Raw genomic sequence first — 20,298 nt, 5'->3', positions numbered from 1 at the left:
GTCAGCGGCGATAATCGATAAAAGGTCCATCTGCAACAGAGCGCCGTTCAACAAGGCGTGGATGGACTTCGATAGTTTGTGCATCCTCACGTTTATTGATGATCCGATCCAGTAACATTGAAAAAGCCATTTGTCCTAAACGCTCTTTGGGCTGGTGGATGGTTGTCAATGCGGGTGTAAAATAGCGGGCATTGCGGATATTATCATAACCGATAATTGAAATATCTTGTGGAACGCGCAACCCCAACTCATCGGCTGCACAGATCGCCCCCATAGCCATGACATCTCCACCACAAAAAACAGCGGTTGGACGATGTTTTTGATTCAGGATTTTGTACATGGCCTGATAACCAGATTCAGGTTCAAAATCACCTTGTACAATCCACTCATCACGAATGGCGATATTGGCTTCTTTTAGTGCCTTGAGAAAACCTTGGTGGCGTCCTCCCCCAGTATTTCTTGCCAATGGCCCAGGAATAGAGGCAATATCACGATGACCGCGTTCAATGAGATAACGGCCAGCCAGATAACCACCATGAAAGGCATTATCAATAATCGCATCGGTAAAATCACCTCTGGATTCTCCCCAATCCATGACCACCATAGGAATATTGCGATAGCCTTCCAACATACTCAAAAGTTGCTCAGGGTATTCTGAACACATGACCAGCAAACCATCTACTCGTTTTTGTGCCAGCATCGCGAGATAAGCTTTTTGTTTATCAAGGTTGTTATGAGAATTACATAAAATCAGTGTGTAACCTTTGCTATAGCAGCTATTTTCAACCGATTCTATGATCTCAGCAAAGTAGGGTGCTTCACTTGATGTTGCCAGCAATCCAATGGATTTGGTGTGGTTAACTTTTAAGCTGCGAGCAACGGCACTGGGGGAATAATTCAATTCTTTAATAGCAGCCCAAACTGCGGCCTTTGTATCTTCGGCGACGAAACGGGTTTTATTGATAACATGGGATACGGTTGTGGTCGAAACACCAGCGCGTTTAGCCACATCTTTAATCGTTGCCATGAAAAAAGGACTCCTGACCTTCTGGTCTAATTTATATACCCTTTATCTTTCTAGTCGGGTATAGCTATTTGTTAATCGTTTGCCAATATATTTATATACGGGATGATGGTTGGCAATAATTTAGCGGTAAACTTTGAATTTTGTCTGATCTAACTCAAAAGTGAAAGTAATAATCGATGCTATAAAGAGTATGAATTAGATATTGCGGTATGATTTTTCGATAATACGACAAATAACCGCCTAAAATTTATGGTGTTGAGGTGTCTTAATTTTCACATTGAGGATGTTCTATGGATACAGATCTGAAATTGGGATTATTGGCCGCCAGTAGTGCATTAATCATGATTGTTTTTCTGGGAAGCCTTTGCCTGATCTAACCAAGATCTAAAAGAAGAATTTGTAGCTCCACTTACTTTAAGGGTAGGTTTTCCAACATGCAAAATTGTGCGAATGAAGGAAAACCCGCCCTTATTATTTCAAACCAGTATAAGAAGTAATCTTATTAAGCCAGGTTTTCTTCAACAAATTTCCAGTTGACCAGAGCCCAGAAGTGCTCCAAATATTGAGGGCGTGCATTGCGATAATCGATGTAATATGCGTGCTCCCAGACATCAACGGTCAGTACTGGTTTATCTTCGCCAGTCACTGGGGTTGCTGCATTAGAGGTGTTAACGATAGCCAGAGTGCCATCAGCTTTCTTAACTAACCAAGTCCAACCAGAACCAAAGTTTTTCAGGGCTGCGTCAGTAAACTGCTGTTTGAATTCAGCAAAAGAGCCGAAAGCATTGTTGATGGCATCTGCTACTTTTCCGGTTGGTTCACCACCACCATTTGGTGACAGGCTATGCCAATAGAAAGTATGGTTCCAAATTTGTGCTGCGTTATTGAAGATACCACCTTCAGATGCTTTGATAATTTCTTCCAGAGATTTTCCGGCAAATTCAGTATCTTTAATCAAATTATTCAGGTTTACAACATAAGCATTGTGATGTTTGCCGTGGTGGTATTCCAGAGTTTCTGCGGAAATGTGTGGTTCCAGGGCATCTTTGGCATAAGGTAATGCTGGTAATTCAAAAGACATTGCATGCTCCTTTTTAATATCGGGTTTTTGGCTCCGCAAACCATGGTTTAGATACTAACCATGGGCAGGGCAAATTTAAGCTTATTATCGTGTTACTATTTTGATAATTATCTTAACAACTTTTCTGCTAAATAACAGGGAAAAAGATGCTATCACGCTGCGAACTGGTGCAGAACTAAACTTAACATGGACTGAATACAGCCAGTTGGAGTGAAAATATTTAATGATCACTTGCTACAAGTCATGGCAAAAATTCGCCATATAAAGTTCACGGTAGAAAAATTAGCGTAGAAAGTGGTATTCTAAATCAATCTTTATTTTATGCTGATAAATAACGCTTGCAGTTTTTAAGGAAGCAAAAATGACTAATATTAATACAAACACTAACACGGTTACTGATACAACGGCTGATGCAGTCATTGAAAAAATCGAACGCCAGATCAGAGAAAACCCAATTCTGTTGTACATGAAAGGTTCACCAAAATTGCCAAGCTGTGGTTTCTCTGCTCAGGCAGTTCAGGCTTTATCAGCTTGTGGTGAACGTTTTGCTTATGTGGATATTCTGCAAAATCCAGATATCCGTGCTCAATTACCTAAGTATGCCAACTGGCCGACTTTTCCTCAACTTTGGGTTGATGGTGAGCTGGTGGGAGGTTGTGACATTCTAGTTGAGATGTATCAACGTGGTGAACTACAAACACTGCTCAAAGAGACGGCAGACAAGTATCGCGAGCAGGAATAAGAACAGTTATTCATCTGAATAATAGCTACTTTTTATAGCCCCATACTTTAATAGGTATGGGGCTTGCTTTTTTAGGGTTCGCAGTTAGCACTGTCAGTAGATGGTAGTGGCCAACCACCTAGTCGTTTCCAGCGATTAACCAGTTCACAGAAAAGTAGAGCTGTTCGATCAGTATCATAAAGAGCGCTATGAGCCTGATTGCTGTCAAACGAAATTTCTGCTGTGATGCAAGCTTTGGCAAGAATTGTCTGGCCGAGAACCAAGCCACTGAGTGCAGCGGTATCAAAAGTAGCGAATGGATGGAATGGATTGCGTTTCAAACCAGCACGTTCAGCAGCAGCCATAACGAAACTGTGATCAAAATTGGCATTATGAGCGACTATAATTGCACGGTTACAATTTGTGTCTTTCATTCCCTTACGGATCATTTTAAAAATTGCATGCAAGGCAGTGTACTCACTGACAGCTCCTCGCAAGGGGTTCGTAGGATCAATGCCAGTGAAAGCAAGAGCGGCAGGATCAAGATTGGCCCCTTCAAAAGGCTCGATATGAAAATGCAGTGTATCGGCAGGCGTTAGCCAGCCATTCTCATCCATTTTCAAAGTAATTGCAGCAATTTCAAGTAAAGCGTCTGTGCGCGCATTAAAACCAGCGGTTTCGACATCAATGACAACGGGGTAGTAGCCACGAAAGCGTCCACTTAGCATATTTTGATCATTTTGATTAGACATCTGATTTTCAGTTCTTAGCTTCAGGATTCTGTTTTTGACTCTGGATAGTGGGTATTATGACAAAGTTTGGTGTGTCTTGCAGAAGTAATACTTATCCGGTGGGGGAACTAAAGGGCAATATGCCCTTATTTAAGTATGTAATTAATTTCTGACTATAACTCGATAGCTGTTGGTAAATTAGTTACCTAATGCATTGCTGGCACTTGAATTTTCGATGAGTTCAATCTTATAACCATCAGGATCTTCAACAAATGCAATGACGGTTGTTCCACCTTTAACCGGCCCTGCTTCGCGAACGACTTTCCCCCCAGCAAGTTTGATGCGTTCACAGGTTGCTGCAACATCATCAACGCCCAAAGCGATATGTCCAAATGCGGTTCCCATTTCGTAGTTTTCAACATCCCAATTATAGGTTAGCTCAATAACAGCGCCTTGACTTTCGTCGGTATAACCAACAAACGCGAGAGAATACTTATACTCTGAATTTTCGCTAGTGCGAAGTAAACGCATCCCCATTACCTGAGTATAGAAATCAATTGAGCGTTGCATGTTGCCAACACGGATCATAGTGTGGAGTAAACGCATGATTACCTCTTGATCTTTATTAGTTTTATTGAAAAAAATAGATTTATTACAAAACGTTGCTCACATATCTGCATATGCCGGTTAACTATAGCGTGTATAGATCAAATAATTCAAATTATCCGGTTTATTCAGCTTTAGATTGTTACCATTTTATTTTGAAATGTCATGGCTGAAGTTTGCGCTGTACAATAAATGATCTTATGATAGGAATGCTTGATAAACCTAGATGTAGGGGGATGAGATGGCTGAACAATTAGAATTCTTTGCTATTCCCAACCCTTGCAAAGGCATCTGTGAATCTGATCCTCGTGGTTTTTGCCGAGGATGTTATCGTAGTAGGGAAGAGCGGTTTATATGGATGAAATTATCAGATAGTGAAAAAAGAGAGATATTTCGGTTATGTCACCAGAGAAAACTAAGAGGATTGAGAAACAAGGAAGGTAATAGCAATATTATTCCAATGCAAGCCGATTTATTTTAATTTTACCCTGAGTTGGTCAAAAAATATCAGTTATATGAATGATGGTTTAGGATGATCGCAAAATAAGAAATATTATTAACCATAAATGCTATATTATTTATATTACATTTCATTTATTTGAGATAAGTCATTTCAAGATATCACTTCTATTACCTATCTTGCTCATTACAGTAAAATTATTTATTAAAGAATTATTTATTGAATAAAAAGTGATCAATTTATTTATCTTATTGTTTTTGATGTAATTTACTTTAATGTCATCAATCTCTGTAAGAGAAAAATGATATTAATGTAAAAATATATAGATTAGTACTTGGATGGCGGTTATTCTTATAGAACTTTAACCGAGTGAAAATGTATCTATTTTGGGGGATTGTACTTTTTTGTTGATATTTAAACTTTAATTAGTTTAGTTGGAGAATTATTTTATACAGTCTATATCGTCGGTGAATTAATGCACGATTTATTCGGTGCGCCGTACAATTTCGTTCTTTAGGGTGACGAAGATGTCAACGTTGAGTAACAAGCCAACGAGATACTAATTAGGTAATTAGCGAAATTGCTGACTCTGCTAATATAAGCATGATATAGAGTGAGTATCCATTATTTATATGAATAAACTGATTGGATAATTCATTGATGTTATATGAGTCTCTAATTATAAGGAGGGGTAATTGGAATTGACATTGGGATCAGATCTGGCACGTTTAGTCCGTATTTGGCGCGCTTTAATTGATCATCGTTTGAAGCCGTTGAAATTAACTCAGACACATTGGGTTACTCTATACAATATTAGTCAACTACCACCTGAGCAGTCACAGATACAGCTCGCAAAAGCTATTGGTATTGAGCAACCATCTTTGGTGAGAACGCTTGATCAATTAGAAGAAAAGAAACTGATTACACGCCATACATGTGCCAATGATCGACGTGCAAAAAGAATCAAATTAACCAAAGAATCAGAAGATTTTATTAGAGAAGTGGATAGTGTTATTGATTCGACAAGAAAAGAAATTTTGGAGGGAATTACTCATGATGAGTTAATTCTGCTTGCTTCTGTAATAAAGAAAATTGAAAAAAATATTAATCAATTGCATAAACAGGTAATTTAAAAATTAATCTATAATAAAATCGCGGTTCAGATCTTGTTACTGGTAAACCGCGATTTTTTTTGTCTTGTGTTATTTGAACATTTTAGAGAGGCGATACAGTCAAAGAATCTCCGCTATTTGCGATCCTGACACGTTGCCCTCTGCTGAACACGATGCTATCTAATTTTTGTACTATGATGATGTTTTTTCCGCTGTCCGTACGAATTTCTAGCTCAACACCTTTCGTTTGGTCTAAAGCACCTTCGATTTTTTGACCCGCCAGACCACCAGCAATAGCCCCCGCAGCGGTGGCAAGCCTTTGACCAGAACCATCTCCAACTGTATTACCTAGCAGTCCACCCAGAACAGCACCACCAATGAGACCTAACATATTAGGATCACCAGTTTGTTTGCCTTTAATTGTGACGGGGCGTACAGATAGAATAGTGCCATAGGTCACAGTTTGAGCTTGTTTGGCTTGACCAACAGAGTAAGTATCACTAGAAAGTGCTCCCATGTCTGCACAGCCAGACAACGTGGTTACTATAACTGCGCCAACCAGGAAACGTTTTAACATAATCACTCCTAATTTTAATGCCCGATTAGGGAAGCTTGATAATAAACTGATCACCAAGTACTCGGCTACTATTCTAGTAGCGGATACTACTGTTAGCAGCAAAACTAATAAATTTGCAGGCTACTAATAATGCACAATTACATATAATAAATGTTCACGATGAACTCTGAAAGGAATAATTCCTGACCAAAAGCTTAGCATGTTTTGTGAAGAGCTTTCCAAAACTCAGATTTTAACTCTGATAATGCTCATTAAGCATATATAGTCCGAATAGATGTGCTTTATAGTTTATGTAAGATTAAATGTAATGCACATGTTAAATGTAATCCATTATTTAATAGGGGAGTGTTTATGAAATCAGGACGTTATATTGGTGTGATGTCTGGCACCAGCATGGATGGGGTTGATGTTATTTTGGCGGAGATTAGTGATAAAATTGTTATTCAACAAGTGAGTTATAGCCATCCTTTTCCGCAAGATCTTAAACAAAAATTACTTTCCATTTGTCAAGGGCAGCAAACAACATTATCCATGGTTGGAAGATTTGACTATGAGCTTGGCACTCTCTTTGCTCAGGCTGTTCAAGGGTTGTTGAATAAAGCAGGGTTGACTACAAATGATATTATAGCAATCGGATGTCATGGGCAGACCGTATGGCATGAGCCGGACGGTGAAAAACCTTTTACCATGCAAATTGGTGACAATAACCGTGTAGCAGCACTTACCAATATTACAACGGTCGGTGATTTCAGACGGCGTGACATGGCTTATGGTGGTCAGGGAGCGCCTTTGGTTCCAGCATTCCATATGGCTGTGTTGGGGCATCCGACAGAAAAACGTATTATTTTAAACATTGGTGGAATAGCAAATATTTCAGCACTTCTGCCTAACTCAGCCGTTAAGGGATATGATACCGGACCGGGCAATATGTTGATGGATGCCTGGACATGGCGGCATAAACAGTTACCTTACGACAAAGATGCACTGTGGGCCAGTGAAGGTAATGTTAATCAATCTTTGCTCCAAAAAATGCTTTCTGATCCCTATTTCGCACGTACTGCACCAAAGAGTACAGGGCGTGAATATTTTAATATGGCATGGTTGGAGAAACAGTTGGCTGATTTCCCTGATGTTGCCCCCGTGGATGTTCAAACCACATTGGCTGAACTAACGGCTGTAAGCATTGCCCAGCAAGTTATGTTGAGTGGTGGATGTGAGCGTCTTCTGGTATGTGGCGGCGGGGCGCGTAATCCTCTCGTGATGAACCGCTTATCGGCTTTGTTACCAGGTACTGAAGTGACTACGACAGACAAATATGGTTTGAGTGGTGATGATATGGAAGCACTGGCATTTGCCTGGTTGGCATTCCGAACGATGTCTGGGTTATCTGGTAATTTGCCATCAGTCACAGGTGCGGATCGAGAAACGATTTTAGGTGCAATTTATCCGGTTGTCAGATAATTGGTTGGATAATGGTCAGTTAACAGATGATCATTATTAGAAGACAGTTAGCTAACAGATAACAATGATATGCTAATACTCATTCATAAACCGAGAGTTAGAAATGTCAGAAAATAATGAAGCAGATATCGCAGAACTGCGTCGTGAATATATACGTGGTGGATTAAGGCGAAAAGATCTTACTGAAGAACCGATTGAACTTTTTGAACTTTGGTTAAAGCAGGCTTGTGAAGCGAAGCTCACCGATCCAACGGCAATGTGTATTGCCACAGTAGATGAGAATGGGCAACCTTATCAACGCATTGTTCTATTAAAACATTTTGATGCTAATAACCTGATATTCTACACCAATCTTGGCAGTCGTAAGGCAAAACATCTGGCTCAGAATAACCGGATCAGTCTCCACTTTCCTTGGCATCAATTGGAACGACAGGTCAGTTTTCTTGGCAGAGCTGAGCGTTTATCTCCGGTTGAGGTTGTAAAATATTTTCATAGCCGTCCCAAGGATAGCCAAATCGCAGCTTGGGCTTCCCAGCAATCCTCAAAGATTTCAGCCAGAAGCATTTTAGAAGGGAAATTTTTGGAGTTGAAACAGAAGTTTCAAAATGGTGAAGTACCTCTTCCTAGTTTTTGGGGCGGGTTCAAGGTCAAATTTGACTCAGTTGAATTCTGGCAGGGCGGTGCCTATCGTCTTCATGATCGTTTCCTGTATCAGCGTGAAGGTGATAAGTGGAATGTTGACCGTTTGGCGCCTTAACAACAGTCTTTAAAGCCCTAAACTAATAAAGTCCAATAAATTGCAAATTACAGCCAATAAGGCAGTGATTTGCAAAGTGGTGGGTCATTACTGTTTTTAATACTGGCACTTATATGACTGGCGTTTTATTCTATAGCACTTGATTTATCACGAGATGCTTATATATACCCAATAGATTTCAAGTTGTAGCGTAGTTAACAAGGCGGCAACGTGGAAATATAAGCAAAGTATACAAACCGATGGAGTCATTAATGTCTAGCAATAACCTGATTAAACAACTGCAAGAGCGGGGCCTTGTTGCCCAGGTAACGGATGAAGAGGCGTTAGCTGAGAGACTGGCGCAAGGTCCGGTTTCTCTCTATTGTGGCTTCGATCCTACCGCTGACAGCTTGCATTTGGGCCATCTGGTTCCCTTGCTGTGTTTAAAACGATTCCAACTTGCTGGGCACAAACCTATTGCGTTGGTTGGTGGGGCGACAGGTTTGATTGGTGATCCAAGCTTTAAAGCAACTGAACGCAAATTGAACACAGAAAAAACGGTCGAAGAGTGGGTTGAGAAAATTCGTAACCAGGTTTCCCCGTTCCTTAGTTTTGATGGTGAAAATGGTGCCGAGTTAGCCAATAACTATGATTGGTTTGGTCAGATGGATGTACTGGCTTTCCTGCGTGATATTGGTAAGCACTTTTCCGTCAACCAGATGATCAACAAAGAAGCGGTAAAACAACGCCTTAACCGTGATGATGTTGGTATTTCGTACACTGAGTTTTCTTATAACCTATTGCAGTCTTATGACTTTGCAAATTTAAATAGAAAATATGGTGTTGAATTACAGATTGGTGGTTCAGATCAATGGGGTAATATTACTTCAGGTATCGATTTGACTCGTCGCTTAAACCAGAAACAAGTGTTTGGCATGACCGTACCACTGATCACAAAATCAGACGGAACTAAATTTGGTAAAACGGAAGGTGGTGCAGTTTGGTTGGATCCGAAGAAAACGAGTCCATACAAATTTTACCAATTCTGGATTAACACAGCAGATGCAGATGTTTACCGTTTCCTGAAATTCTTTACTTTCATGAGTATTGAAGAAATTAATGCGCTGGAAGAAGAAGATAAGAACAGCGGTAAAGCTCCACGTGCTCAATATGTATTGGCAGAACAAGTTACTGGCCTGGTACATGGCGAAAAAGGTCTTGCGGCGGCGAAGCGTATTACTGAGAGTTTATTCTCAGGCGCTATTGCTGATTTGACCGAAGAAGATTTCGCTCAATTAGCACAAGATGGAATGCCGGCAATTGAACTTGAAAAAGGTACTGATCTACAACAAGCATTGGTCACAGCCGAATTTGTTCCTTCCCGTGGGCAGGCGCGTACCATGATCAGTTCTAATGCGGTTTCCATCAATGGTGAAAAACAGTCAGAACCTATGTATATATTTACGGATGGTGATTGTTTATTTGGGCGTTATAGTTTACTACGCCGTGGTAAAAAACATTATTGCCTTATCAATTGGAAGTAATTAACTAATATTATTACTAAGGGCAACGATAATGTTGCCCTTACTGTATCTGGTGTCTTTATAAATATTATCTATTCATAAATTTAAAATAATAAATTAGGCCTCATCATGAATAATGTTCTTTCAATTCAGTCTCATGTTGTCTTTGGTCATGCAGGAAACAGTGCGGCTGTTTTCCCGATGCGTCGTATGGGGGTGAACGTATGGGCATTAAATACAGTTCAATTTTCGAACCATACACAATATCCTCAATGGCGTGGTTGTGTAATGCCACCGGAACATTTAACTGAAATCGTGCAGGGAATTGGTGAAATTAATAAGCTCGCATCCTGTAATGCAGTTCTGAGTGGTTATATTGGTTCTGCGGAGCAGGGAAACTATATCCTTGATATCGTGAATCAGGTTAAAAAAGCCAACCCTGATGCATGGTATTTCTGTGACCCTGTAATGGGGCATCCAGAAAAAGGGTGTATAGTTGCTCCAGGAGTTGCTGAATTTTTATGTGATAACGCATTGCCTGCCAGTGATATTATTGCACCTAACTTGTTGGAACTTGAAACATTGACTATGCGGAAAATTGGCAGTGTAGAACAAGCTATATCTGCCGCGCGTGAGTTATGTGAAAAAGGTCCCAAGATTGTATTGATCAAACATTTGAGCCGTGCAGGTTATCAGGCCGATTGTTTTGAAATGCTTTTGGTAACTAAAGAACATAGTTGGCACGTTAGCCGTCCATTGATTGATACAGGATCACGTCAACCAGTTGGTGTTGGAGATTTAACTAGTGGTTTGCTTCTCGCCAATCTATTGAAAAATCCATCTTTGACGAATGAAGCATTGCAAGCTGCTTTAGAACATGTTGCGGCTGCGGTCTACGAAGTCATGTTGGAGACGCAAAAGAGTGAGGAATATGAATTACAGATTATTGCCGCACAAGATAAGATAGTCACTCCAGAACATCAATTTCATGCCGTCAGAATAGACTAAACAAAAAAACAGTCCCGACCATAATATTATGGCTGGGACTGTTTTTAATATACTGACGAACCTATTATTTTAACTCTAACTCATTCATGGCAGCGATGCTGAAACCACCGTCAACATGCAAGATCTCGCCGCTAATACCACCAGCCAGATCTGAACACAAGAAGGCAGCAGCATTACCAACATCCTCGGTTGTTACAGTGCGGCGAATAGGTGTAACTGCTTCACAGTGTGCCAGCATCTTACGGAAATCTTTGATACCAGAAGCTGCCAGAGTACGGATTGGGCCAGCAGAGATACCATTAACACGGACACCTTCAGCACCCATTGCATTTGCCATATAACGCACATTTGCTTCCAGAGAAGCTTTTGCCAGCCCCATGACGTTATAGTTAGGAATTGCACGCTCTGCACCCAAATAACTTAAGGTCAGTAGAGCAGAACCAGGATTTAGCATATTACGGCAGACTTTTGCCATTGCGACAAAGCTGTATGCACTGATGTCGTGTGCAATCTTGAAGCCTTCGCGGTTAACAGCATTAACATAATCACCATCAAGCTGGTCAGCCGGTGCATAACCGATCGAGTGAACAAAACCATCGAATTTAGGCCATACTTTGCCTAATTCAACGAACAATGCGTCGATACTTTCATCGTCAGCCACGTCACATGGCAGAACGATATCTGAATTCAGTGATGCGGCGAATTCTTCGACACGAGGTTTCAGCTTGTCATTTTGGTAAGTGAAAGCCAGCTCTGCTCCTTGATCGTGCATTGCCTTGGCAATTCCATAAGCAATAGACAGTTTGCTGGCGACGCCAGTAATGAGAATGCGCTTGCCGGTCATGAAACCCATAGCAGTATCCTTATTGTTCTCTATGATCAAAATTGTTCTTTGTGATCAAACACCAAAAGTTATGGAAAAACAGAAATAATAAATATCTAACCATAACTACGGTATTTATGGTGAATAAACGGGGATGATTCTACCATGCCGGAGGAAAATGTGGTGAGTTTCCCATTCTGTTCCGATCAGTGATTAAAATACACCCAACAAAAACACTAGGTGATATCTTGTCGCCATGCTTCAGCAGACAGGGCTTCACCAAAATGGCTGGCTATCAATTTGCGGGTAATATCATGCAGCGGGGAAGCCAGAACCTCCGCTGTATTACCACGTTCGACAACCTCCCCTTGATGCATGACCAGTACTTGATCACTGATATGCTTCATCATGCCGAGATGCTGAGTGACATAGATATATGAAATACCCTGTTTTTCCTGTAACTCCAGCATCAAATTGATGATTTGGGAACGCATCGACATATCAAGGGATGCCAGGGCTTCATCGGCAACAATGATTTGGGGTTGCAATATTAAAGCGCGAGCCAAAGCCACACGCTGTTTTTGTCCTGATGCCAGCATATGTGGATAGTAATTAGCATGGTCTGGCAGTAAACCAACTTGACGCAAAGTTTGGTTGATCCGTTTTTCCCGTTCGGAGGGAGATAACTCCGTATTCAAAATTAACGGCATATCCAGAATCTGACCAATGCGCTGACGAGGATTCATTGATGTGCTGGGATCTTGAAAAATCATGCGAATGCGCTGGCTGCGATAGCTGTAGTCTCCGTAAGACAGCTTATGCCCGTTAATCAGAATTTCACCTGAAGTCGGCTCAATAACCCCTGATAACATTCTGGCTAGTGTCGATTTACCGGAACCATTTGCACCAAGGATAGCGAGGGTTTTTTTCGGTTGCAGGCTAAAGCTCACTGGTTTTACGGCGTCAAGTTGATGACGGCGAAATAGTCCAGTTTGATGGCGAAATGTTTTAGTTAAATTTTTAACTTCCAGCAATGTCTCAACCAATTACGGCTCCTCCATATTCAAAGGGAAATGACAGGCGAATGCATGGCTCTTAATCACCCGTAACCGTGGAGTTGCAATACAGGTTTTTTGTGCATAAGGGCAACGTGGTCCCAAGCGGCAACCTACTGGTAGATGCTCCAGTGACGGAATCGCGCCAGACAGCGTATTTAGCCGACTTTTATGTGGTAACGGGCTGCCAAAATCAGGAATTGAACGGATCAACGCTTGCGTATAGGGATGATAAGGTTTCACCAGTAGCTCATCTGTTATAGCACTTTCCACTGTCTGACCGCAATACAGCACATTGATGCGTTTGACCAATTTACTCATCATTTGCAGGTCATGGCTGATTAGCAGGATAGTCATATTGTTGTTCTGATTGAGGCTCGACAGCAAACGGAATATTTGTGCCTGTGTCGTTGGCTCCATTGCATTGGTTGGTTCGTCGGCAATCAGCAATCGGGGCTGGTTGGCAAGCGCAATGGCAATCATCACTTTTTGACATTCACCTTCGGTTAATTCGTAAGGGTAACTGTGCATAATGTCATCGTGATCTTTAATACCAACACGGTGCAACAACTCAATTGCACGACGTTTTCGCCAATTAAATCTCTGCCACCAACGCCCCTTATACGTCCACCCAGGAATAGATTGAATAATCTGTTTACCAATATTTTCTGATGGATCGAGACATGACTGTGGCTCCTGAAAAATCATTGAAATATTGTGGCCAATCACCTTACGGCGCTGCCGTGGTGTCAGGCGTAATAAATCAATATCGTTAAAACGGAAACGGTCTGCGGTTACTTTGAGGTTCTCTTTTGTGACGCCACAAATCGCTTTGGCAATCAGACTTTTGCCGGAGCCTGATTCGCCAGCCAGACCCAATATTTCACCTTCTGTCAGTGAAATACTCATCCGGTCAACGGCTTTGACGGGACCTTCTGCCGTCATGAATTCAATAGTAAGGTTTCGAATATCAAGCAATGGCATCATTCAACTCCTGCGTTAATGGCGCGGTGCAGGCCGTCACCCAGTAAGTTAACCAGCAGGACACTGAGCATAATTGCTGCTCCGGGTAACATAACAGTCCATGGTGCAGCATAGATCAATTCTAATGAATCCCCCAGCATAGCTCCCCATTCGGGGGATGGCAGTTGTGCCCCAAGATTGAGGAATCCCAGCGCGGCAATATCAAGAATAGCGATGGAAAGAGCACGGGTTAATTCACTGACGATCACCGCCGTGATGTTGGGGAGAACGGCATAACGTAAAATATGGTAGTTTGAAGCGCCATCCAGCCGCGCTGCAATAATGTACTCTTTATCCAGCTCGTCATGTACAGCAGTATAAACGGTTCGTACTATTCTTGGCAGCAGTGCCAGCGAAACGGCAATCATGGCATGCTGCAAGCTAGCGCCAGCAAAAGCAACGACAATGATAGCCAGTAGTAATGAAGGAATTGAGAGTAAGGTATCAAGGATATGGTTCAGAACTGCCGATCTCAAGCCATGAGTCATTCCGGCAAGGCTCCCGATAATTAATCCTACAATGGTTGTTGCCGCAGTAACAACCAATGCCCCTCCAAATGTGGAAGATGTACCAATCAACAGGCGGCTGAAAATATCACGGCCAAGATCATCAGTTCCAAGGAAAAAGGCAACATTACCGTGATGTGACCATGAAGGTGGCATAAGCTGAGCCATAAATTGTTGATCAAGCCGATATGGAGCGAGAAGATCGCCCAACAGGCACAGTGCTATTAAAATTAACACGCCATAAAAACCCGTCATTGCTAATATATCAGCATAGAAAAATCGCCAGATAACTCTCAATGGTGACGGCATCTTCTTTTCGCGGTAAAAATTATCTAATGGCATACCATTCCTTATGCTTCAGGGGATTAGCCATCGCGCCAATAATATCTGTCAGAATATTAACGGAAATAACCAGCGTTCCTATCACCATGACGCCCGCCGAGATGGCAGAATAATCCTGCTGCCGGATAGCGCTGATAAGCCAACGTCCTAAACCTGGCCAGTTAAAGACTTGCTCTGTCACCATCGCTAATGTGAGCATGGTTGAAAATTGTAACCCTAACTTAGGAATGATGGGCGGCAAGGCATTATGCAATAGATGGCGACGAATAATAGTTAGCCGTGATAAACCACGTGTTGCTGCTGATTTGATGTAATTTTCGCCTGAAATTTCCTCTGCACTATTGCGCATCAAACGGATAACCTCGGTAGTCGGAGCAACGGCCAGTGTGATAACGGGCAGAACCATATGCAGAATAACACTCTTGATCATTTCACTGCGATAAGGCGATTTTGACAACCAGGCATCGATTAGTGCAGAACCCGTGACAGGCTCCATCCGATAGAGTAAATCAACCCGTCCTGAAACAGGTAGCCAGCCCAAATACAGTGAAAAAAGCAGGGTCAGCAGTAACGCCAGCCAGAAAACCGGAATGGAAAAACCACAGAGGGCAAATGTACTGATAATGATATCGGCTTTTTTATTGCGCCAGACACCAGCGATAATCCCAAGAGGTATACCGATTAACAATGCCATGGAAAAAGAGAGGACACACAGCTCCATCGTGGCAGGGAGAACACTATACAGTTGTTCGATAACCCGTTCCCCATTAATTCTGGAAATACCAAAATCCCATTGGAGTAAGCTACGAAAATAGTAGATATAAGCGTCTGACAGTGATGCGCCACTCAAGGCACCATGAGGTGTGAAATACATCAGGCTGAAACTGATTAATGAAAGAAAAAACAACGTCACAACCAGAAGCAACAAACGACGCAGGATATAAATAATCATTTGCTTTCCTTTTTATTTTTATCAGGAACGGTGGCTTCCTGTTCGCGGTAGACTTTGTCAAAGGAACTATTGCCAAATGGGCTGAGTACCAACCCTTGGATGTTATAGCGGGAGATCTGTAAACGCATCGAATAAGCCAGTGGCAATACGGGTAATTGCTGCGCGAGGATTTCTTGTGCAACATGATAATTTTTGATGCGTGAAGCAAGTTGTTGATTTAATAAGGCCTCATGAAGAGCATCATCAAAAGCTGAGTTACACCAACGGCTCAGATTCGTTTGGGATGCAATGGCGGCACAACTCAATAACGGGCGGAAAAAACTATCGGGATCGTTGCTATCAGTAGACCAGCCTGCCAGCGTCATATCGTGGGTTTTATCCATGAGTTGGTTTTCCTGAAAACGGCCTTCGACGGGGCGGATAGACATCTTAACACCAACCTGTGCCAAATCTGCCTGAATCAGCTCCGCCATTTTCAAAGGGCTTGGATTATAGGATTGTGAAGCCGTTGGAACCCATAAAGTTAATTCCAACCCATTTAATCCCAGTTCATTTAACATCTTGCGGGATTTTTCAGGGTTGTATTCAGTGATTTCAGCACGATTATCATACGCCCAGGATGCACGAGGCAAAATAGAAGCTGCTGTCTCTGCCGTACCATAGTAAATAGATTTCATCAGGCGCAGGTTATTAATGGCGTAAGCAATCGCTTGACGAACGGCTAACTGATCCAAAGGAGGTTTACTGGTATTAAAAGCAAGATACGCAATATTCATGCCTGAACGTAATGTCTGCCGCAGATTTGGGTCATCATGCAAAATATTCCACTGATTAGCATCGGGATAAGCCAGTACATCGCATTCACCTGTGAGCAGTTTTGAGATCCTGCCTGTACCACCTGCGCCAGTGTCTATAACAATCTGCTCCATGCGCGGTTTACCTTTCCAATAGTTATCATGGCGAACAAGGCGGATAAATTGATCCATCTGATAATCTTCCAGCATGAAGGGGCCTGTACCGACAGGTTTCCAATCTATTTGTCCCTGCCGATTCATTTGCTGCAATTTTTCAGCATATTCCTGGGATAGTATAGGTGCATAGTAGGTTGCCAGATGCCAAAGAAAAGAAGCATCGGGGGCATTAAGGTGAAATTCGACAGTATATTGATTGATTTTCCGAATATCCTTTATTGAAGCGCCAAATTGTAAACTGTCAAAATAGGGGTAGTGACCACCATTAACATCATGATAATCATGTGTTTTATCGAAGACACGGCGGAAACTGAAAACAACATCATCTGCGTCCATTGTGCGGGTTGGTGTAAACCAATCGGTTGATTGGAAAGCAACATTATGGCGCAAGTAAAGGCGATAAGTTGCCCCGCTGTCCCGTACTTCCCAATCAGTAGCCAGTTCAGGAACCAGACGATAGGTAAGAGGATCAACACCCAGCAGGCGGTTGTAAATCTGCGCAGCAAGTGTATCCACCGTCAAGCCACTGATAGCCATTTGGGGATTAAATGTATTCAAATTGCCATTAATGCAATAAATAAAACCGTTTTGCCGTAAGGAAGTTGAAATATGAGGCAGACTTTCCGAGATGTTGTTTGGCTTCGATTCTGGAATCGTTTTGGTAGGCTCTGGAATGGATCCCGCAGCAGTTTCTGGAGTAGCGTTCTTGGCTGCCAGAGTCGGGGTGGAAATCAATAATATAATCCAGTAAATCAAATAACGCATATAAAATGTCAGTCATAGAAAAGAGTTTGGCCATTGTAACTTAATTAACGCTTTCTGCTCAAAAACAACGGACAGATCACGATAACGAGAGAAATTCTCAATAAAATGCTTTACAAGTGTAATTGATAAGTATTATCATTCGCATGTGCTCTTCAGAGAGACACTCTTGCAGTAGCAAGTAGGTATCTCAGATAAGGCACGACATTGCTCACATTGCTTCCAGTATTTTTATTAGCCGGCTCGGGTGCCGGCTACTTTTTTATCTATCGTTTTTTATCTGTCTACTCTATCTTGCCATTAACATCAATACCGTGTTTTTTGATTAACCCGCGGAACTGGTGGTAAGTCAAATTAAGTTTATCAGCGGCCTTTTTCTGATTAAATTGGCTTTCTGTCAAAGCCTGTATGATTAAACTCTTTTCGCTATCGTTTTGCCATTGCCTTAAATCAACAGGTAATTTGGGAAGGAAGTTATTGGTCATCTCACTCTCAGTGGATAGGGGAGCAGCTTGCTGTGAGAGTGAAAAGGGATTGATGATGATTGTATCTAATTCATTTTCTCTATTACCATTTTCACTAATACCATGTCGGTAAATAGAGCGTTCGATGACATTCTTTAGTTCGCGAACATTTCCAGGCCAGTGATAGGAAAGTAACTGTTGTTTGGCTTCGTCAGTAAATCCGGGGAAAAAGGGCAGCTCCAACTCACGGCACATCTGAATCGCAAAACTCTGTGCCAGTAACATAATATCCTGCTGTCGTTGGCGTAATGGTGGGATATGAACGACATCGAACGCGAGCCTGTCGAGCAAATCAGCCCTGAATTTTCCGCGGGCAGCCATAGCAGGCAAATCTTCGTTGGTTGCACAAACCAGACGTACATCGACTTGCAGTGACTGAGTCCCGCCTACACGCTCCAAGTGACCATATTCAATGACACGCAGTAATTTTTCCTGTACTTGCATGGGAGCCGTAGCGAGTTCGTCAAGAAATAAGGTTCCGCCATCAGCTCGCTCAAAGCGGCCTTGGTGTTTTGAACGGGCACCTGTGAATGAGCCAGCCTCATGACCAAATAGTTCTGAGTCAAGTAGATTTTCATTGAGTGTTGCACAGTTCAGGGAAATGAAAGGGCCTTGCCAGCGTGGAGAAAGATAGTGTAACCGGCGGGCAATTAATTCTTTGCCTGTTCCTCGTTCTCCCAGAACTAAAACAGGTTTATTCAACTTCGCTAATGCTGAGACTTGCTCCAAAATTTCAATAAAACAGTTTGCTTCACCTAATAGATTATCAATGAACTGAGTCATAGTATTTTTCACCAGAAATTGGTCAACTTGACTAAATTAACGGATTGCAATAAAAACGCAAATAAAAAATATCTCAACTATTTCAATAGGATGATAAAGACAAGAAAGTTGGCATGTATTTTGTATTTAGTTAAGTATCTTAGCGTGTATCTTGTATCCGTTTTAACAGTACGCAGGCATAACATATATATATTCTAATGAAAGAGGTTTATGACTATGGGTATTTTTTCTCGTTTTGCTGATATCGTGAATGCCAATATTTCTTCTCTGTTGGATAAAGCAGAAGATCCACAGAAAATGATCCGCTTGATGATTCAGGAAATGGAAGACACACTGGTGGAAATCCGCTCGACCTCTGCCCGTACACTGGCAGAGAAAAAACAGCTTTTGCGTCGCATCAGCATGGGTGAACATCAGAACGATGGCTGGCAAGAAAAAGCTGAACTGGCGCTGAGCAGGGGTAAAGAAGATTTAGCGCGAGCAGCGTTAATGGAGAAACAGAAAGTCAGTAGCTTAGTTGGAACGCTAACACACGAATTATCCATTCTGGATGAGACACTGGAACGCATTAAAGGCGAAGTCAGTGAGCTGGAAAACAAATTGACAGAAGCCCGTGCGAGACAACAATCATTGGCACTACGTCATCAGGCCGCGGCATCTTCACGTCAGGTACGCCGTCAGTTGGATAGCGGTAAAATCGATGAGGCAATGGCACGCTTCGAACAGTTTGAACGCCGGATAGACCACATGGAAGCGGAAGCAGAAGCTTTTGGATTGGGTAAACAGAAATCACTCGATCAGCAATTTGCAGAATTGAAGGCAGATGATGAAATCAGTGCACAATTAGCGGCCTTGAAAGCTAAAATGAATATCAAAGATTCTCAATGATGACATATGTCATACATAACTAAGGAAAGATAATGGGCTATATATTTCTTGGTATCCCGCTGATCATTTTTGTGCTTTTTGTCTTACCCATCTGGTTGTGGCTGCATTACAGCAACCGGAACAGTAATCGGGATCAATTAGGGAACAGTGAAATTCAGCGTTTGGAACAGTTGACGGAGAACGCCAGACGTATGCAGGAGCGAATCAAAACGTTAGAAGAGATCCTTGACGCAGAACATCCAAATTGGAGGCAGTCATAATGTCAAATCAATACCGCCGAAAACTATACCGCCTGCCAGATCAGGGGATGGTTAAAGGAGTGTGTGCCGGATTGGCAGATTATTTTGACGTACCCGCTCCGCTTATTCGTACCATCACAGTATTATCGTTGTTCTTTGGATTATTTGGCATAACGGTACTGGCTTATATTATCTTGACTTTTGTCATGGATCCCGCACCTGCGGGATATTCAGCAGAGGAAAAGTATAGAAAGCCCTCAGCACAGAAGATGTTGGACGAAATAGATTACCAATTGAAGGCAAGCGAAGCACGTTTGCGTCAAATGGAACGCTATGTGACTTCTGATACTTACAATGTGCGCAGCCGTTTTCGTCAGCTCTGAGCGT

22 protein-coding genes are annotated in these 20,298 nt (G+C 42.0%); 10 read left to right on the top strand and 12 right to left on the bottom strand.

Features of this window, described 5'->3' with window-relative positions; genetic code table 11:
* Position 1 precedes the first annotated feature (1 nt).
* On the bottom strand, positions 2-1,027 hold the full coding sequence (gene purR / locus Xish_RS17515; protein WP_099119103.1) for an HTH-type transcriptional repressor PurR: 1,026 nt from the start codon (positions 1,025-1,027) through the stop codon (positions 2-4).
* 502 nt (positions 1,028-1,529) lie between these two features.
* Positions 1,530-2,108: a superoxide dismutase [Fe] gene (gene sodB / locus Xish_RS17510; RefSeq protein ID WP_099119102.1), complete on the bottom strand. Its 579-nt coding sequence runs from the start codon at positions 2,106-2,108 to the stop codon at positions 1,530-1,532.
* A gap of 361 nt (positions 2,109-2,469) precedes the next feature.
* Between sodB and Xish_RS17505 the strand changes: the two genes are divergently transcribed.
* Entirely contained in the window at positions 2,470-2,850 is a 381-nt protein-coding gene (locus Xish_RS17505) for a Grx4 family monothiol glutaredoxin (RefSeq protein ID WP_099119101.1), read from the top strand.
* Positions 2,851-2,921: 71 nt separating this feature from the next.
* Here the strand turns inward: Xish_RS17505 and rnt are convergent, their stop codons facing one another.
* Entirely contained in the window at positions 2,922-3,581 is a 660-nt protein-coding gene (rnt, locus tag Xish_RS17500) for a ribonuclease T (protein ID WP_099119100.1), read from the bottom strand.
* Between the two features lie 177 nt (positions 3,582-3,758).
* The gene (gene gloA, locus Xish_RS17495) at positions 3,759-4,166 is read right to left on the bottom strand and encodes a lactoylglutathione lyase (protein WP_099119099.1); all 408 of its coding nucleotides are present in this window, start codon (positions 4,164-4,166) and stop codon (positions 3,759-3,761) included.
* A gap of 241 nt (positions 4,167-4,407) precedes the next feature.
* On the opposite strand from gloA, the gene Xish_RS17490 reads away from it, so the two are divergent.
* Positions 4,408-4,647 (top strand): DUF1289 domain-containing protein, encoded by a 240-nt coding sequence (locus tag Xish_RS17490; protein WP_099119098.1) that lies wholly within the window; start codon positions 4,408-4,410, stop codon positions 4,645-4,647.
* Positions 4,648-5,321: 674 nt separating this feature from the next.
* A complete protein-coding gene (gene slyA / locus Xish_RS17485) occupies positions 5,322-5,759 on the top strand; it encodes a transcriptional regulator SlyA (RefSeq protein ID WP_099119097.1) in 438 nt (145 codons plus the stop codon).
* An 82-nt stretch (positions 5,760-5,841) separates the two neighbouring features.
* Here slyA and Xish_RS17480 read toward each other — a convergent pair whose 3' ends face one another.
* Positions 5,842-6,315 (bottom strand): outer membrane lipoprotein, encoded by a 474-nt coding sequence (locus Xish_RS17480; RefSeq protein ID WP_099119096.1) that lies wholly within the window; start codon positions 6,313-6,315, stop codon positions 5,842-5,844.
* A 351-nt stretch (positions 6,316-6,666) separates the two neighbouring features.
* Here Xish_RS17480 and anmK point away from each other — a divergent pair, with 351 nt between their 5' ends.
* The 4 genes from anmK to pdxY all read left to right on the top strand — a co-directional run bounded on the left by anmK (position 6,667) and on the right by pdxY (position 11,043).
* Positions 6,667-7,776, top strand: coding sequence for an anhydro-N-acetylmuramic acid kinase (gene anmK / locus Xish_RS17475; protein ID WP_099119095.1), 1,110 nt, complete (start codon positions 6,667-6,669; stop codon positions 7,774-7,776).
* A 103-nt stretch (positions 7,777-7,879) separates the two neighbouring features.
* On the top strand, positions 7,880-8,533 hold the full coding sequence (gene pdxH, locus Xish_RS17470) for a pyridoxamine 5'-phosphate oxidase (protein WP_099119094.1): 654 nt from the start codon (positions 7,880-7,882) through the stop codon (positions 8,531-8,533).
* Positions 8,534-8,784: 251 nt separating this feature from the next.
* Positions 8,785-10,056 (top strand): tyrosine--tRNA ligase, encoded by a 1,272-nt coding sequence (tyrS, locus tag Xish_RS17465; RefSeq protein WP_099119093.1) that lies wholly within the window; start codon positions 8,785-8,787, stop codon positions 10,054-10,056.
* Between the two features lie 108 nt (positions 10,057-10,164).
* Positions 10,165-11,043: a pyridoxal kinase PdxY gene (pdxY, locus tag Xish_RS17460; RefSeq protein WP_099119092.1), complete on the top strand. Its 879-nt coding sequence runs from the start codon at positions 10,165-10,167 to the stop codon at positions 11,041-11,043.
* A 64-nt stretch (positions 11,044-11,107) separates the two neighbouring features.
* Here the strand turns inward: pdxY and fabI are convergent, their stop codons facing one another.
* From fabI to pspF, 7 genes are all read right to left on the bottom strand, one after another.
* The gene (fabI, locus tag Xish_RS17455; protein WP_099119091.1) at positions 11,108-11,896 is read right to left on the bottom strand and encodes an enoyl-ACP reductase FabI; all 789 of its coding nucleotides are present in this window, start codon (positions 11,894-11,896) and stop codon (positions 11,108-11,110) included.
* 206 nt (positions 11,897-12,102) lie between these two features.
* Complete coding sequence (gene sapF / locus Xish_RS17450; RefSeq protein WP_099119090.1) at positions 12,103-12,912, bottom strand: putrescine export ABC transporter ATP-binding protein SapF; 810 nt, start codon at positions 12,910-12,912, stop codon at positions 12,103-12,105.
* Entirely contained in the window at positions 12,913-13,905 is a 993-nt protein-coding gene (gene sapD, locus Xish_RS17445; protein ID WP_099119089.1) for a putrescine export ABC transporter ATP-binding protein SapD, read from the bottom strand.
* Positions 13,905-14,792 (bottom strand): putrescine export ABC transporter permease SapC, encoded by an 888-nt coding sequence (gene sapC / locus Xish_RS17440; RefSeq protein WP_099119088.1) that lies wholly within the window; start codon positions 14,790-14,792, stop codon positions 13,905-13,907. The genes sapD and sapC overlap by 1 nt, the downstream gene beginning before the upstream one ends.
* Complete coding sequence (gene sapB, locus Xish_RS17435; protein ID WP_099119087.1) at positions 14,779-15,744, bottom strand: putrescine export ABC transporter permease SapB; 966 nt, start codon at positions 15,742-15,744, stop codon at positions 14,779-14,781. The genes sapC and sapB overlap by 14 nt, the downstream gene beginning before the upstream one ends.
* On the bottom strand, positions 15,741-17,480 hold the full coding sequence (gene sapA / locus Xish_RS17430) for an ABC transporter substrate-binding protein SapA (RefSeq protein WP_099119086.1): 1,740 nt from the start codon (positions 17,478-17,480) through the stop codon (positions 15,741-15,743). Before sapA ends, sapB begins: the two co-directional genes overlap by 4 nt.
* Positions 17,481-17,761: 281 nt before the next feature.
* On the bottom strand, positions 17,762-18,784 hold the full coding sequence (gene pspF, locus Xish_RS17425) for a phage shock protein operon transcriptional activator (RefSeq protein WP_099119085.1): 1,023 nt from the start codon (positions 18,782-18,784) through the stop codon (positions 17,762-17,764).
* A gap of 216 nt (positions 18,785-19,000) precedes the next feature.
* On the opposite strand from pspF, the gene pspA reads away from it, so the two are divergent.
* From pspA to pspC, 3 genes are read left to right on the top strand one after another with little or no spacing between them, the layout of a single operon-like run.
* Positions 19,001-19,672 (top strand): phage shock protein PspA, encoded by a 672-nt coding sequence (gene pspA, locus Xish_RS17420; protein WP_099119084.1) that lies wholly within the window; start codon positions 19,001-19,003, stop codon positions 19,670-19,672.
* A 32-nt stretch (positions 19,673-19,704) separates the two neighbouring features.
* Positions 19,705-19,932, top strand: a complete 228-nt coding sequence (gene pspB, locus Xish_RS17415) for an envelope stress response membrane protein PspB (RefSeq protein ID WP_099119083.1) — start codon at positions 19,705-19,707, stop codon at positions 19,930-19,932.
* On the top strand, positions 19,932-20,294 hold the full coding sequence (gene pspC, locus Xish_RS17410) for an envelope stress response membrane protein PspC (RefSeq protein ID WP_099119082.1): 363 nt from the start codon (positions 19,932-19,934) through the stop codon (positions 20,292-20,294). The genes pspB and pspC overlap by 1 nt, the downstream gene beginning before the upstream one ends.
* The last annotated feature ends 4 nt before the right edge of the window (positions 20,295-20,298 follow it).

This window comes from Xenorhabdus ishibashii, assembly GCF_002632755.1.
Classification (GTDB): Bacteria; Pseudomonadota; Gammaproteobacteria; order Enterobacterales; family Enterobacteriaceae; genus Xenorhabdus; species Xenorhabdus ishibashii.
The sequence above is the reverse complement of the archived record's forward strand: the minus strand, read 5'-3'. Positions and strand labels throughout refer to the sequence as shown.

Coding starts and splice junctions, on each gene's coding strand:
- sodB (WP_099119102.1), bottom strand. CDS start 2,108: ATGTCTTTTGAATTACCAGCATTACCTTATGCCAAAGATGCCCTGGAA.
- pspB (WP_099119083.1), top strand. CDS start 19,705: ATGGGCTATATATTTCTTGGTATCCCGCTGATCATTTTTGTGCTTTTT.
- purR (WP_099119103.1), bottom strand. CDS start 1,027: ATGGCAACGATTAAAGATGTGGCTAAACGCGCTGGTGTTTCGACCACA.
- pspF (WP_099119085.1), bottom strand. CDS start 18,784: ATGACTCAGTTCATTGATAATCTATTAGGTGAAGCAAACTGTTTTATT.
- fabI (WP_099119091.1), bottom strand. CDS start 11,896: ATGGGTTTCATGACCGGCAAGCGCATTCTCATTACTGGCGTCGCCAGC.
- pspA (WP_099119084.1), top strand. CDS start 19,001: ATGGGTATTTTTTCTCGTTTTGCTGATATCGTGAATGCCAATATTTCT.
- anmK (WP_099119095.1), top strand. CDS start 6,667: ATGAAATCAGGACGTTATATTGGTGTGATGTCTGGCACCAGCATGGAT.
- rnt (WP_099119100.1), bottom strand. CDS start 3,581: ATGTCTAATCAAAATGATCAAAATATGCTAAGTGGACGCTTTCGTGGC.
- sapC (WP_099119088.1), bottom strand. CDS start 14,792: ATGCCATTAGATAATTTTTACCGCGAAAAGAAGATGCCGTCACCATTG.
- gloA (WP_099119099.1), bottom strand. CDS start 4,166: ATGCGTTTACTCCACACTATGATCCGTGTTGGCAACATGCAACGCTCA.
- Xish_RS17505 (WP_099119101.1), top strand. CDS start 2,470: ATGACTAATATTAATACAAACACTAACACGGTTACTGATACAACGGCT.
- Xish_RS17480 (WP_099119096.1), bottom strand. CDS start 6,315: ATGTTAAAACGTTTCCTGGTTGGCGCAGTTATAGTAACCACGTTGTCT.
- sapD (WP_099119089.1), bottom strand. CDS start 13,905: ATGCCATTGCTTGATATTCGAAACCTTACTATTGAATTCATGACGGCA.
- pdxH (WP_099119094.1), top strand. CDS start 7,880: ATGTCAGAAAATAATGAAGCAGATATCGCAGAACTGCGTCGTGAATAT.
- sapA (WP_099119086.1), bottom strand. CDS start 17,480: ATGCGTTATTTGATTTACTGGATTATATTATTGATTTCCACCCCGACT.
- tyrS (WP_099119093.1), top strand. CDS start 8,785: ATGTCTAGCAATAACCTGATTAAACAACTGCAAGAGCGGGGCCTTGTT.
- sapB (WP_099119087.1), bottom strand. CDS start 15,744: ATGATTATTTATATCCTGCGTCGTTTGTTGCTTCTGGTTGTGACGTTG.
- Xish_RS17490 (WP_099119098.1), top strand. CDS start 4,408: ATGGCTGAACAATTAGAATTCTTTGCTATTCCCAACCCTTGCAAAGGC.
- pdxY (WP_099119092.1), top strand. CDS start 10,165: ATGAATAATGTTCTTTCAATTCAGTCTCATGTTGTCTTTGGTCATGCA.
- pspC (WP_099119082.1), top strand. CDS start 19,932: ATGTCAAATCAATACCGCCGAAAACTATACCGCCTGCCAGATCAGGGG.